The organism is Kitasatospora sp. NPDC048286, assembly GCF_043201735.1.
Taxonomy (GTDB): Bacteria; Actinomycetota; Actinomycetes; order Streptomycetales; family Streptomycetaceae; genus Kitasatospora.
The window spans coordinates 376909-390184 of sequence record NZ_JBICZE010000002.1 but is presented as its reverse complement, the minus strand read 5'-3'; the positions used below and the strand labels follow the sequence as shown (position 1 = coordinate 390184).

The window sequence follows — 13276 nt, the reverse complement described above, 5'->3', positions numbered from 1 at the left end:
AGTTACTAGGGTCATGCTCCGAACCACCGCACTGTCGATCGCCCAGCCAGGGTGGCGGCGGTGGTTACCGCCGAGTTCGCGAGGCAGCGGGGCAGGTCGAAGCGACTGCCCGACAGGGGAGCCCAGTATTCGGGGGCGCTGCGGAGCGGAGCCGGGGAACCACGTTCCTCCGGGGTGAATCGGCGCCAGGTCGGCCGGTGGAACGGCCGTGAGGCGTCGTAGGGCATGCTTCCGGCCCGAACCCGTCAGCTCACCCGGTAGGCGGATGTAGGAAGAAGGAGTCCGCCTTCGTGGCGTCCCATCGTCGTCCCAAGCCCGCCGGTCGCGCCCGCGTCTCGATCCTGACGGGTGTCGCCGCGGCGGCCGTCGTCCTCTCCGCGCAGGGTGCCCACGCGGACCCGCAGCCGACCAAGGAACAGGTCAAGGGGCAGGTCGACCAGCTCAACGAGCAGGCCGAGGTCGCGACCGAGAACTACAACGCCGCCCAGGCCAAGCAGCAGGAGCTGGAGAAGCAGGTCTCCGGCCTGCAGGACCAGGTGGCCCGTCAGCAGGCCCAGGTCACCGAGCTCCAGGGCGGCCTCGCCGAGATCGCCGGCGAGCAGTACCGCAACGGGGGCATATCCCCGACCGTCCAGCTGATGTTCTCCTCCAGCCCGGACAACTTCCTCAGCCAGGCCGGCACGCTGAACCAGGCCGGCAGCACCCAGAAGGGTCAGCTGAAGGAGCTCCAGGAGCAGCAGCGCAAGCTCGACCAGGACCGCAACGAGGCCCAGGGCAAGCTCGCCGAGCTGGAGTCGACCACCCAGCAGCTGAAGGCCTCCAAGGACGAGGTCCAGGGCAAGCTGAAGGCGGCCCAGGACCTGCTCAACACCCTGACCGAGCAGGACCGCCAGGCGCTGCGCCAGGCCGAGGAGAAGGCCGCGGCCGACGCCAAGGCCAAGGCCGACGCCGCCCAGGCGCAGCAGCAGGCCGACCGCGCCTCGCGCGACAACAGCCGCGGCAACCTGGCGACCGGCTCGACCGCCGCTCCGGTGAAGGTGGCCGCGGGCAGCTCGCGCGGTGCCGCCGCCCTCTCGTACGCCGCGTCCAAGGTCGGCAGCCCGTACGTCTGGGGCGCCACCGGCCCGGGCTCCTTCGACTGCTCCGGCCTGATGGTCTGGGCGTTCAACCAGGCCGGGGTGTCGCTGCCGCGCACCTCGCAGGCGCAGGCCGGGGCCGGCACCCGGATCGGCTCGGACATCTCCCAGGCCCAGCCCGGCGACCTGCTGATCTTCTACAGCGACGCCCACCACGTCGGCATCTACGCCGGCAACGGCCAGGTGCTGCACGCTCCCAAGCCGGGTGCGTCGGTGCGCTACGAGGCGGTCGGCAACATGCCGCTGGCCTCCATCGTGCGGGTCTGATCCCCGCTCGGACGCCTCCGGGCCCGGCCTTCCCCAGGGAAGGCCGGGCCTGCGGCTTTTCCGGCGGATCGAGCTGATGTCCGATTAGGGGTCGAATATTCGGGTTGGGAGGGGTTTGGACTCGCTTGCCCGGACTCGCTAACGTCTGCCACCGGACTCCCGCTCGACGGCCGCCCGTCCCGGTGCGGCGGCGGGGCCGCGCCGCAGGATTGGAGCCGCTGCCGCCATGCCCGTGCACCGCCGTTCCCAACTGCTCACCCGGGCGCTGGTGCTGACCGCGGCCGCCGCCACCGCGCTGGGCGTGGCCGCCGGAGGCCGCGCCCAGGCCGCGCCGGACAGCCCGGACCCGGGCGACCGTCAGGACGTCAGGACGCAGGTCGAGCAGCTGTACGACGAGGCCGAGCAGGCCTCCGAGAAGGCCAACGCGGCGCAGGAGGCCCAGCGGCGGCTCCAGGGCGAGACCACGATCCTCCAGGGCGAGATCGCCATCGCCCAGGACCAGCTCAACGAGCTGCGCGGCGACCTGGCGACGGTGGCCGGGGCCGAGTACCGCGGCGGCGGGATGGCCCAGACCGCCCAGCTGTTCCTCTCGCCCGACCCGGAGGGCTACCTGGTCCGCGCCCGCACCCTGGGCCAGGCCGCCGCGCGCCAGCAGGAGACCCTGCACGAGCTGGTCACCCGGCAGCGCCGGCTCGACCAGCGCCGCACCGAGGCGGCCGGCAAGCTCGCCGAACTGGACCAGACCCGCCGCACGCTCGCCGACACCAAGCAGCAGATCCAGCAGCGGCTCGCCGGGGCGCAGAAGCTGCTGAACGGTCTGGGTGCCGCCGAGCGGGCCCGGATGACGGCCCAGGACGCCCGGGACGCCGAGCAGCGCGCCACCCGGGGCACCGACCGGCTGGACCTCGGCACCGCCCCGCCCGCCTCCGAGCGCGGGGCGGCCGCGCTGGCCGCTGCGGTGCGGATGATCGGCTCCCCGTACGTCTACGGGGCCACCGGACCGCACGCCTTCGACTGCTCCGGTCTGATGTACTACAGCTGGCGGCAGGCCGGAGTGACCCTGCCACGCACCTCGCAGGCCCAGGCGTACGCCGGGCAGCGGATCAGCCTGTCCGAAGCGCGACCGGGAGACCTGGTGATCTTCTACCGGGACATGCACCACGTCGGCATGTACGCCGGCGGCGGCGTGATCGTGCACGCCCCCCGCCCGGGCGCCAAGGTCCGCTACGAGAGCGTCACCGCCATGCCGGTCTCCGGGGTGGTCCGGCTCTGAACGCCCCGACGCCCGGCTCCGCCGACCCCGCAGACCCCGCCGGGATACCCCGCCCCCGCCGCGCGCTGTCCCGGCGGGGCGCGCTGCTGCTCGCGGCCGGCGGGCTGGCCCAGCTGTCGCTGCCCCCGGCCGCCCCGGCGGCGCCGCCCGCGGCGCGCTCGGCGGACCGGCACGGCGAGGTGGCCGCCGCACTGGCGGAGCGGGCCCGGTCGGCACCGCCGTGGGCCGGGCTGCCGGTGGCCGAGGCGGCGTACCGCAACGTGGTGCTCGCCGCCTCCGGCGGGCCGGAACGGCTGACCGCGGCCGCCGACCTGACGGTGCGGATCGCCGGGTACGACGAGTACCCGGTGGTGTACCCGCGCCGGATCGAGCTGGTCCCGGCCGGGGACGGCTGGCGGGTGGAGCGCGAGGAGAGCGCGGGCGGACCGCCCGCACCCTGGGACTTCGGGCCGCTGCGGTCGGCGCCGGGCGCGCACTGCCTGGTGCTCGGGCCGGTCGCCGGCCCCGACCCGGCCGAGCTGGTCGCGGTGGCGGACCGGGCGGTGCCCGCCGTCACCGAGGTCTGGGGCGGCGCCTGGCCGCAGCGGCTGCTGCTGGAGCGGCCCGCCACCGAGGAGCGGTTCGCCCGGCTGCTGGAGGGCGACCCGGACGGCTGGACGGGCATGGCGGCGGTCACCGTGGCCGCCCCCGGCGCGCCCTGGCACACCCGGGCGGACCGGGTGCTGGTCAACCCGGAGGCGTACGGGCGGCTCAGCGACTTCGGCCGCCAGGTGGTGATCACCCACGAGGCCACCCACGTCGCCACCAGGGCCGACACCCGGGCCTGGACCCCGCTGTGGCTCTCCGAGGGCGTCGCCGACTGGACGGCCTACCGCGACTCGGGTCGCGGCCCGCAGCAGATCGCCCCCGAGCTGGCCAGGGACGTCGCCGCCGGGAGGCTGCCCGCCGCGCTGCCCGCCGACCGGGACTTCGCCGCCGGGGCGGAGGGCATCGCCCAGGCCTACGAGCAGTCCTGGCTGGCCTGCGAGCTGATCGCCCGCACCCACGGGCCGCAGCGGCTGGTCGCCTTCTACCGGGCCGTCGGCGCGGCCGACGGGCAGGGCGAGGACCGGGAGCGCCGGACGGACCGGCTGATGCGCCGCGAGCTGGGCGTCGGGCTGGCGGAGTTCACCCGGCTCTGGCTGGAGCAGGTGGCGGCGCTGAAGGGCTGACCGGCGCTCGGCTCAGCGGTGCTGCCGGGCCGGGGCGCCCGGGTGGTCGATGCCGTCCAGCAGGTCCTGCTCGTAGGCGATGCCCGGGCGCACCGGGTAGCCGGCGGCCGGCAGCGCGGCGGGCTCGCGGTCCAGCACCACGGTGGGCGGCAGCGGCGCCTCGCCGCGGGTGGAGCGCCAGAGCCGGACGCAGGAGAGCACGGCCGCGGCCAGCAGCAGCAGGTTGCGCGCGGCCAGTACGGCGACCGCCATCGGCTCGCTGGCCAGGACCTGGGTGAACACGGTCGGGAACTCGACCAGGGTGAGCGGGCAGGCGATCAGGATCAGCAGCGCCACCGGCCGCTGGCTGCTGTTGCGCACGGTCAGGCAGACCGCCGCGACGCCGACCAGCCAGACCAGGTACTGCGGGCTGATCACCCGGCTGGTCACCACGAAGATCAGCAGCGCGCACAGCGCCGCGTCGTACATGGTGGCCGCGCTGCGGCGCTTGGAGGTGTAGCGCCACAGCAGCAGCCAGGCGAAGCCCAGCAGGGTGCCGGCCAGCATCACCTTGCTGATCACGCTGACCCACGGCCCGAGCATCTCCGGGGAGCCGTAGTTCATGGTGACCTTGCCGTCCCAGGCGCCGGCGAGCCGGGCGAAGTGCAGCGGCAGCGCGCCGAGCGACTCGACCTCGATGCCGCGGTCCTTCTGGAACGCCAGGAACTCGAAGGCGCCGTTCATCCCGGCCGTCAGCAGGAAGCCGATCGAGACGGCGGTGGCCGCCGCCAGCGTCCAGGAGCGGCGGGTGCGGCGGCCGGAGGGGGTGCCGATCAGGCCGAGCAGCGGCCAGATCTTGACTATGCCGCCCAGGCCCAGCAGCAGTCCGCCCACCGCCGGGCGGCGGATCAGGGCCAGCAGGCCGGCCAGGGCGACCGCGGTGACGATGACGTCGAAGCGGTTGTAGATCATCGGGCCGAGCAGCGGGACGCCCACCACCCACATCCAGGCGCCGGTCAGCGCCCGGCCCCGGCGCAGGCCGGTGCGCACCAGCAGCGCGGCCGCGGCGGCGTCGGCGATCCCGCAGATCACCCAGAACGACACCAGGTACGACCAGGGCAGCAGGCCCGGCAGCAGGATCACCAGGGCGGCGCCCGGCGGGTACTGCCAGGTCACGTCGTCGAACGGGAAGGTGCCGGTCTGGAGCACGCCGTACCAGGCGTGGTAGATCATCCAGACGTCCGCGGTGACGTCGCCGCCGGGCGCCTTCAGCACGCCCGTCGCCAGCAGCACCAGCAGGGCGCGGGTGGCGACCCAGGTGGCACCGAGCGCGGCGAGCGCCCCGAGCGGGCGGCCGAGGCGGCCGCGCGAAGAACCGGGCTCGGTGGCCGGGGCCAATTCCACTGCGCTCCCTCGTTCGTCTCGGACGTCCCCACCGGAGGCGTCGTACCGACGGACGCCCGGGCCGCGTCCTGGACGACGGCCTAGGTACTAGGACTGACCCGGGGGTCAAACGGTTGCCGTGTGCGGTTCCGTTCCCGGCGGGTCATGGTGTTGACCTATCGTACGGATCACCCAGCGGTACACCGCGCACCCCCCGACCGAACGAGCCGTGGCCTGATGCACAGAACCTTGATCGTCACCAATGACTTCCCGCCCCGCCCCGGCGGCATCCAGGCGTTCGTGCACAACATGGCCGTCCGTCAGCCCGCAGGCAGCGTGGTGGTCTACGCCTCTACCTGGCGGGACGGCAGCGAGGTGGCCCGCTTCGACGCGGAGCAGCCGTTCCCGGTGATCCGGGACCGGACGAAGGTGATGGTTCCCACACCGCGGGTCACCCGGCGGGCCGCCGAGATCCTGCGGGCGGAGAAGTGCGACTCGGTCTGGTTCGGTGCCGCCGCCCCGCTCGGGCTGATGGCGCCCACGCTGCGCCGGGCCGGGGCCGGCCGGCTGCTCGGCATGACCCACGGGCACGAGGCCGCCTGGGCCCAGCTGCCGGTCTCCCGGCAGCTGCTGCGGCGGATCGGCGCGGGCACCGACGTGCTGACGTACCTGGGCGAGTACACCCGCTCCAGGATCGCCGCCGCGGTCGGGCCGCAGGCCGCGGCCCGGATGGTCCAGCTGCCGCCGGGCGTGGACGAGACGACCTTCCACCCGGACTCCGGGGGCGCCGAGGTGCGCCGCCGGCTAGGGCTGGCGGACCGGCCGGTGGTGGTCTGCGTCTCCCGGCTGGTGCCGCGCAAGGGCCAGGACACCCTGATCGAGGCGATGCCGCAGATCCTCGCCGACGTGCCGGACGCGGTGCTGCTGATCGTCGGCGGCGGCCCGTACCGGGCGGACCTGGAGAAGCTCGCGGACGCCACCGGCGTACGGGACTCGGTGCGGTTCACCGGCTCGGTGCCGTGGGAGGAGCTGCCGGCCCACTACGGTGCCGGGGACGTCTTCGCGATGCCCTGCCGGACCCGGCGCGGGGGCCTGGACGTCGAGGGCCTGGGCATCGTCTACCTGGAGGCGTCGGCGACCGGCCTGCCGGTGGTCGCGGGGGACTCCGGAGGGGCGCCGGACGCGGTACTGGAAGGCGAGACCGGGTACGTGGTGCCCGGCGGCTCGGCCTCGGCGGCGGCCGAGCGGATCGTGCGGCTGCTGCGCGACGAGGAGCTGCGGCGGCGGATGGGCGAGGCCGGGCGGCGCTGGGTGGAGCGCTCCTGGCGCTGGGACCTGCTGGCCGGGCGGCTGACCTCGCTGCTGGCCGGGTGACGACGCGTACGGGCCCCGCCTCCTTCCTGGAGAGGCGGGGCCCGTACGGCGCCGGCGGCTACTTCCGGTAGAGCGCCTCGACGTCGGCCGCGAAGTCCTTCAGCACGGCGTTGCGCTTGAGCTTCAGCGAGGGCGTCAGGTGGCCGCTCTCCTCGGAGAACTCGGTGTCCAGCAGGCGGAACTTCTTGACCGCCTCGGCGTGCGACACGGCCGCGTTGCCGTCGTCCACCGCGGCCTGGAGGGCGGCCAGCAGGTCCGGGTCCTCGGCGAGGTCGGCGACGGTGGCGCCGGCGGGCTTGCCGTTGAGCTCCTTCCACTTCGGGAAGAAGTCCGGGTCGACGGTGATCAGGCAGGCGACGAACGGCTTGCGGTCGCCGACCACCATGACCTCGCCGACCAGGGCGTGGCCGCGGATCCGGTCCTCGATCACGGCCGGGGCGACGTTCTTGCCGCCGGCCGTGACGATGATCTCCTTCTTGCGGCCGGTGATGGTCAGGTAGCCGTCGGAGTCCAGCGAGCCGAGGTCGCCGGTGGAGAACCAGCCGTCCTTGAAGGCGTCGGCGGTGGCCTGCGGGTTGTTCCAGTAGCCGGTGGAGACGTGCGGGCCCTTGAGGAGGACCTCGCCGTCCTCGGCGATCCGGACGGAGGAGCCGGGCACCGGCTGGCCGACCGTACCGATCTTCGGCCTGTCCCACGGGTTGAAGGCGGTGGCCGCGCAGGTCTCCGTCAGGCCGTAGCCCTCCAGGACGGTGAAGCCGATGCCGCGGTAGAAGTGGCCCAGGCGCTCGCCGAGCGGGGCGCCGCCGGAGATGGCGTGGGTGGCCCGGCCGCCGAGGGCGGCGCGCAGCTTGCTGTAGACCAGCTTGTCGAAGACCGCGTGCTTGAGCCGCAGGACCAGACCGGCGCCGCCGGCGTCCAGCGCCCGGCTGTAGGCGATCGCGGTGTCGGCGGCCTTGTCGAAGATCTTGCCCTTGCCGTCGGCCTGGGCCTTGGCGCGGGCGGTGTTGTAGACCTTCTCGAACACTCTGGGCACGCCCAGGATCAGGGTCGGCCTGAAGGCGGCCAGCTCGGCGGTGACGTCCCGGATGTCGGAGACGTGGCCGAGCTTGATCGGGGCCATCGCCGGGGCGATCTCGGCGATCCGGGCGAGCACGTGGGCCAGCGGCAGGAAGAGCAGGACGGAGCTCTCGCCGGTGCGGAACAGCGGGGTCAGGCGCTCGACGACGTTGCCGCACTCGGCCAGGAAGTTGCCGTGCGTCAGCTGACAGCCCTTCGGGCGGCCGGTGGTGCCCGAGGTGTAGACGATGGTGGCGACGTCGTCGGGGCCGGCGATCCGGCGGCGCTCGTGGACCGTCGCGTCCGGGACGTCCTGCCCGGCGGCGGCCAGCGCGGCGAGTGCCCCGCCCTCGATCTGCCAGGTGTGCTTCAGCTCCGGCAGCCGGTCGCGGACCTCGCCGACCACCGCGACGTGCTGGGCGGTCTCGGTGATCACGGCGACGGCACCCGAGTCGCCGAGGATCCACTCGACCTGCTCGGGGGAGGAGGTCTCGTACACCGGCACGGTGACCGCGCCGGCCGTCCAGATCGCGAAGTCCAGCAGCGTCCACTCGTACCGGGTGCGGGACATGATGCCCACCCGGTCGCCCGGCCGGACGCCCGCGGCGATCAGGCCCTTCGCGGCGGCGTGCACCTCGGCCAGGAACTGGACCGACGTCAACTCCTGCCAGTGGCCGTCCACCTTGCGGCTGAGCACGGCGACGTCCGGGTGCTCCTCGGCGTTCCGGTGCACCGGGTCGGCGAGGTTGCCGCCGCTCGGTACCTGGTAGAGGGCCGGAAGGCTGAAGTCGAGCAAGACTGCTCCTCGTTCGCGACGCTGCGGGACGGCAGGACGTTACTGCCCGGTAGGCAGCTTCGACCAGAGGGGTCGGCCCCGGTGTTCGAAGTGTCACACCCGGCCGGGTCCGACCAGGCCGTGACCGGGTCGTTCGAATGGCACCCTACGGCAGCGCGGCCCGACCCACCGGTAACATGACCGCCCGCAAGGCGCCCGCCCGTGCCACGGCCGCCCGCGGAGCGAGGCCCGCGCCGCCGGGCCGCGCACCGGTCGCGATAGCCTGCTCCGGGCGGACCGGGCCGAGCGCGCCCCGGCCGGACCGGCAGGCAGAGGGACGAGGCGGAGGGCCATTCCATGGCGGAGCACACCAGGTCGAGCATCACCATCGACGCGACCCCGGCCACGGTCATGGCCGTGATCGCCGACTTCGCCGCCTACCCGGCCTGGACCGGCGAGGTCAAGGAGATCGAGGTCCTGAAGACCGGTGAGGACGGCCGCGCCGCCGAGGTCCGGCTGCTGCTCGACGCCGGCGCCATCCGCGACGAGCACGTCCTCGCCTACACCTGGGACGGCGACCGCGAGGTCTCCTGGACCCTCGTCCGCAGCCAGATGCTCCGCTCGCTGGACGGCTCCTACACCCTCGCCCCGCTGGCCGGCGGCCGCACCGAGGTGACCTACCAGCTCGCCGTGGACGTCAAGATCCCGATGCTCGGCATGATCAAGCGCAAGGCCGAGAAGGTCATCATCGACCGCGCCCTGGCCGGCCTGAAGAAGCGCGTCGAGGACACCGACGGCAAGAAGCCCGCCCAGAGCTGACACCACCGAACGGGGGGAGGACGGCATGACGGCGACACGCACCATCCTGGTCAGCGGCGACGCCGGCGCGCCCACGGTGGCCGCCGCCACCGCACTGCACGCCGCCCGGCGCGGCCACCGCACCTGGCTGCTGGCCGCCGACGATCCGCACCGCGCCCTGGACTCCGCCCTCGGCACCCGGCTGGAGCCCGAACCGCTGCTGTACGCCCCGGGCCTGACCGTCTCCCGGATCGACGAGCAGGCCGCCTTCCGCTACGCCGTCGGCGAGCTCACCGGCCGGCTCAAGCCCGCCCTCGACCTGCTCGGCGCCGAACAGCTCGACCCCGAGGAGCTCACCGCCCTCCCCGGCATCGCCCGGCTCGCCCTGCTGCGCGCCCTGCCCGCCGCCGACCAGGACGTCCTGGTGGTGCTCGCCCCGCCGCCCGCCGAACTGATCGCCACCCTCGCCCTGCCCGAGCAACTCGCCCGCTACCTCGACCGGCTCGTCCCCGAGCAGCGCCAGGCCGCCCGGGCCCTGCGCCCGCTGCTGGCCGGGCTGGCCGGCGTCCCGATGCCCGCCGACTGGCTGTACGAGGGGCGCACCAAGGCCGCCGCGGCCCTCGCCGAGTCCCGTGCCGCGATCACCGACCCCGGCACCAGCGTCCGGCTGGTCGTCCCGGCCGACGGCCACCCGTACCGGGAGCTGCGCCGGATCAGGGCCGGGCTCGCGCTGCACGGGCACCGGCCGGACGCCGTGGTGGTGCACGGCGCGCTGCCCGAGGCCGCCGCCGCCTCACCCGACCCCTGGCTGGCCGCCCTGGCCCGCCGCCGGCAGGAGGAGCTGACCGGGCTCGCCGCCGAGACCGACGCCCCGGTGCTGGTCACCGGCCTGGCCGAGGCCACCCTGGAGGACGTCGCCGACCGGCTCTACGGGGACGCGGACGGGCCCGAGCGGCTCGCGCCCGAGCCCTGGCCGGTCGAGGACCGGCTCGCCGAGGAGGGCCTGCTGGTCTGGCACCTCGACCTGCCCGGCGCCGACCGCTCCGAGCTGGACCTGGTCCGTCGGGGCGACGAACTGGTGGTCGGACTCGGTACCCACCGCCGGGTGCTCACCCTGCCGTCCGCGCTGCGCCGCTGCACGGTGGCCGGGGCGGGGCTGCAGGAGGGAGTGCTCTCGGTGCGGTTCGCGCCCGACCCGGCGCTCTGGCCCCGGGGCTGACGGGGGCTCGGCCGGGGGGGCGGGCGTTCGACGCGGCCCTCGGCGGGCGTCCGGCGGGCGTTCGGCGGCTTTTCGGGCCGCCCGGCCGGTCGGGTAGCGTCGGGCCGGAGGGCCGCGGGGTGCGGCCACGGCTGAGGAGGCGCCCGCGATGACCAGCACCGACGACCGCACCGAGCCCGGCGACGACCGCACCGAGCCCGACGACGACCGCACCGAGCCCGGCGACGGACAGGACGGCGGGCACGGCGGCCAGGGGAACCCGTTCGGGCCGGAGCTGGGCCCGCTGGTGGACGAGGTGCGCCGGTTCGCCGGGGCGCTCGGCGAGAAGGCCCAGGAGGCGAGCGCCACCACCCTGATCACCCTCTCCGGGCTGGCCGACCGGCTGCGCACCCAGCAGCCGGAGGTCTACTCCCACCTCGCCGCCGCCGGCACCGGGCTCGCCGCCGCGGGCTCCGAACTGCTGGCCGCCTACCGCGCCGCCGTGGCCGGGCACGAGAGCCGCTGGACCGCCGGGCCGGGCGCGCCGACCGAGAAGATCGACCTCGACGCCGACTCCGACGCCGCCCCCGGCGCGGACCGTGGTGCCGGCCGTGGCGCCGGCTTTGACGAGGCTGACGGGCCGTCCGCCAAGCAGTGAAACCGTAACTTTCGGAGGGTGATCGCGCTGCTCTCATACGTCACGAAGGAGGAGATTAGATACGACTTTTGAAGCTTCGCGGCCCGGTTTCCCCAAGATTGTCTTCGGATAATGTATGCGAGGCTGTATACGGGGGCCGGGTTGGGCGGTAGCGTTCCGTCCAGCGGAACGAGTGAATAGCTGAGGGACACATGGCTCTGACCATCGGCGTCGATGTCGGCGGGACCAAGATCGCGGCAGGCGTGGTCGACGACGCGGGCGCGATCCTGGCCCGGACGAGGGTGCCCACCCCGGCCGATCCGCAGTGGGCGGTCGACGCCATCGCGCAGGCGGTGCGCGAGCTCAAGGAGGAGCACCCCGACGTCACGGCGGTGGGTGTCGGAGCCCCCGGCTTCGTCGACAGCAACCGTTCCACGGTGATCTTCGCCCCCAACATCGACTGGGAGAACGAGCCGCTGCGCGGGCGGATCGAGGAGCTCACCGGCCTGTCCACCGTCGTCGAGAACGACGCCAACTGCGCGGCCTGGGCCGAGTTCCGCTTCGGCGCGGCCGCCGACCACCGCGACATGGTGCTGATCACCGTCGGCACCGGCATCGGCGGCGGCATCGTCCTGGACAGCCGGCTGCACCGCGGCCGCTTCGGCGTGGCCGGCGAGATCGGCCACCTCAACATGGTCCCCGACGGCCTGCTCTGCGGCTGCGGCGGCAAGGGCTGCTGGGAGCAGTACGGCTCCGGGCGCGCGCTGCGCCGCTACGGCCGGGAGAAGACGGCCGCCGACCCGCAGCGCGGCCACCGGATGCTGGAGCTCAACGACGGCGTGGCCGAGACCATCCGCGGCATCCACATCACCCAGGCCGCCGAGGAGGGCGACCCGCTCGCCCTGGAGTGCTACGCCGAGCTGGCCGACTGGCTGGGCCGCGGCATGGCCGACCTCGCCGCGCTGTTCGACCCGGGCGTCTTCGTGCTCGGCGGCGGCGTCTCCGACTCCGGCCGGCTGCTGCTCGACCCGGTCGCCAAGGCCTTCGAGCACTACCTGACCGGCGGGGTGCACCGCCCGCGCGCCGAGGTCGTGCTGGCCTCGATGGGCTCCGCCGCCGGCATCGTCGGCGCGGCGGACCTCGCCCGCGTCCCGTAACCGCAGCCTCCCCCTTGCGCCTTCGGCCGCGGGGGAGAACTCCTCGAGCCCGCCGGCGGCGGTGCGACCGGGCCCCGACCGATCCCGGACGCACCGCCGCCGTCGCACGTCCCGGCCCGGCCGCGTACGGTCGGATCGATCCGGTGACCGCCCAGGGGAGGACCATGAGCGCCGCGACCACGAACGCCTCGACCGAGAACGCCGGCCCGAGCGCGGACGCCCCCGCGGCCGAGGCCGCCGCGAGGCCCGCACCGCTGCCGCCGCCCGGCCCGGGCCGGCTGCGTCTGCTCAGCTACAACATCCGCTCGCTGCGCGACGACCGGCGGGCGCTGGCCCGGGTGATCAGGGCCTGCGAGCCGGACCTGGTCTGCGTCCAGGAGGCCCCGCGCTACTGGCGGCCCGAGGGCCAGGCCGCCTGGCTGGCCCGGAGCACCGGGACGGCCGTGCTGGCCGGCGGCGGCCGCACCGCCGCCGGTCCGCTGCTGCTCGCCCGGCCCGGCGCGGTGAAACTGCTGGAGGTGCACGACCGGCTGCTGCCCAAGACCCGCGGCCTGCACGCCAGGGGCTTCGCCGGCGCGCTGCTGCGACTGCCCGGCACGGCGCCGTTCACCGTCACCAGCTGCCACCTCAGCCTGGACCAGGAGGAGCGCCACGGGCAGTTCGAGCTGCTGCTCGACCAGCTCGGCATCGCCGAACTCGGCGTCGTGGCAGGGGACTTCAACGAGCACCCGGACGGGCCGGGCTGGCGGCTGCTGGCCTCCCGGCTCCAGGACGGGTACCCGACCGCGCCCTGGGGAGGCGAGTTCACCTCTGTACCGGAGCGCCCCTACCAGCGAATCGACGCCGTCTTCGCCACGCCCGGGATCACCGTCCTCGGCTGCGGGGTGCCGCACGGGCTGCCCGGCGTCACCGAGGCGGACCTGCGGGCCGCGACCGACCACCTGCCGGTGCTCGCCGTCCTCGAACTGCCGATCGTCCCGTTGAACGGTTAGGGCCTGTCTCTTGGATTTTGTCGGATCAGGGCGCGGCAAG

The 13276-nt window shown here is 74.5% G+C and carries 11 protein-coding genes and 1 riboswitch; of the genes, 9 read left to right on the top strand and 2 right to left on the bottom strand.

Annotated elements, in window-relative coordinates; translation table 11 throughout:
- Positions 1-126 precede the first annotated feature (126 nt).
- A riboswitch (cyclic di-AMP (ydaO/yuaA leader) is annotated at positions 127-280 on the top strand.
- A gap of 10 nt (positions 281-290) precedes the next feature.
- From ACGF13_RS06070 to ACGF13_RS06060, 3 genes are all read left to right on the top strand, one after another.
- Entirely contained in the window at positions 291-1403 is a 1113-nt protein-coding gene (locus ACGF13_RS06070; RefSeq protein WP_392869401.1) for an NlpC/P60 family protein, read from the top strand.
- A gap of 226 nt (positions 1404-1629) precedes the next feature.
- Positions 1630-2676: an NlpC/P60 family protein gene (locus tag ACGF13_RS06065; RefSeq protein ID WP_392869399.1), complete on the top strand. Its 1047-nt coding sequence runs from the start codon at positions 1630-1632 to the stop codon at positions 2674-2676.
- Positions 2677-2855: 179 nt separating this feature from the next.
- Positions 2856-3887 (top strand): hypothetical protein, encoded by a 1032-nt coding sequence (locus ACGF13_RS06060; protein ID WP_392869397.1) that lies wholly within the window; start codon positions 2856-2858, stop codon positions 3885-3887.
- Between the two features lie 12 nt (positions 3888-3899).
- Here the strand turns inward: ACGF13_RS06060 and ACGF13_RS06055 are convergent, their stop codons facing one another.
- Positions 3900-5270 (bottom strand): glycosyltransferase 87 family protein, encoded by a 1371-nt coding sequence (locus ACGF13_RS06055; protein ID WP_392869396.1) that lies wholly within the window; start codon positions 5268-5270, stop codon positions 3900-3902.
- A gap of 216 nt (positions 5271-5486) precedes the next feature.
- Here ACGF13_RS06055 and ACGF13_RS06050 point away from each other — a divergent pair, with 216 nt between their 5' ends.
- Positions 5487-6623 carry a glycosyltransferase family 4 protein gene (locus ACGF13_RS06050; RefSeq protein ID WP_392869394.1) on the top strand — a complete coding sequence of 379 codons (1137 nt, stop codon included), beginning with the start codon at positions 5487-5489 and terminating at the stop codon, positions 6621-6623.
- Between the two features lie 58 nt (positions 6624-6681).
- Here the strand turns inward: ACGF13_RS06050 and ACGF13_RS06045 are convergent, their stop codons facing one another.
- Positions 6682-8475 carry an AMP-dependent synthetase/ligase gene (locus tag ACGF13_RS06045; protein WP_392869392.1) on the bottom strand — a complete coding sequence of 598 codons (1794 nt, stop codon included), beginning with the start codon at positions 8473-8475 and terminating at the stop codon, positions 6682-6684.
- A gap of 336 nt (positions 8476-8811) precedes the next feature.
- Here ACGF13_RS06045 and ACGF13_RS06040 point away from each other — a divergent pair, with 336 nt between their 5' ends.
- From ACGF13_RS06040 to ACGF13_RS06020, 5 genes are all read left to right on the top strand, one after another.
- Positions 8812-9273, top strand: a complete 462-nt coding sequence (locus tag ACGF13_RS06040; protein WP_392869390.1) for an SRPBCC family protein — start codon at positions 8812-8814, stop codon at positions 9271-9273.
- A 25-nt stretch (positions 9274-9298) separates the two neighbouring features.
- Positions 9299-10471 carry an ArsA family ATPase gene (locus tag ACGF13_RS06035; RefSeq protein ID WP_392869389.1) on the top strand — a complete coding sequence of 391 codons (1173 nt, stop codon included), beginning with the start codon at positions 9299-9301 and terminating at the stop codon, positions 10469-10471.
- Positions 10472-10619: 148 nt separating this feature from the next.
- Positions 10620-11108 carry a DUF5304 family protein gene (locus ACGF13_RS06030; RefSeq protein ID WP_392869387.1) on the top strand — a complete coding sequence of 163 codons (489 nt, stop codon included), beginning with the start codon at positions 10620-10622 and terminating at the stop codon, positions 11106-11108.
- Positions 11109-11299: 191 nt separating this feature from the next.
- Positions 11300-12244 (top strand): ROK family glucokinase, encoded by a 945-nt coding sequence (locus ACGF13_RS06025; protein WP_392869385.1) that lies wholly within the window; start codon positions 11300-11302, stop codon positions 12242-12244.
- A 164-nt stretch (positions 12245-12408) separates the two neighbouring features.
- Positions 12409-13236 carry an endonuclease/exonuclease/phosphatase family protein gene (locus tag ACGF13_RS06020; RefSeq protein WP_392869383.1) on the top strand — a complete coding sequence of 276 codons (828 nt, stop codon included), beginning with the start codon at positions 12409-12411 and terminating at the stop codon, positions 13234-13236.
- Positions 13237-13276: the final 40 nt, after the last annotated feature.